The organism is Variovorax sp. 10L426, from assembly GCF_056395305.1.
Genome location: NZ_JBFTJF010000092.1, coordinates 1 through 452 on the forward strand (window position 1 = coordinate 1; position 452 = coordinate 452).

General features: G+C 68.8%; 1 protein-coding gene. It reads left to right on the forward strand.

Features of this window, described 5'->3' with window-relative positions; genetic code table 11:
• Positions 1-452: GTP-binding protein (locus AC1DHL_RS29905; RefSeq protein WP_478164353.1), on the forward strand; the 452-nt coding region annotated here is incomplete at both ends.

The window sequence follows — 452 nt, forward strand, 5'->3', positions numbered from 1 at the left end:
GCTGATGACCGCGCTCGAGAACGGCCGCGCCGACCCGGTGCTGGTCGAGACCCTCCATGCCCAGGCGAAGACCGCCACAACGCCGGTACTCGGCATTACGGGGACGGGCGGTGCCGGCAAGTCGTCGCTGACGGACGAGCTGATCCGCCGTTTCCGGCTGGACCAGCAGGACGCGCTGTCGGTCGCGGTGATCTCGATCGACCCGTCGCGGCGCAAGTCCGGCGGCGCGCTGCTGGGCGACCGCATCCGCATGAACGCGATCAACCATCCGCACGTTTTCATGCGCTCGCTGGCCACGCGCGAGGCCGGCTCGGAGATTTCCCAGGCGCTGCCGGACGTGATTGCCGCCTGCAAGGCGGCGCGCTTCGATCTGGTGATCGTGGAGACGTCCGGGATCGGGCAGGGCGATGCGGCCATCGTGCCGCACGTGGACCTGTCGCTCTATGTGATGA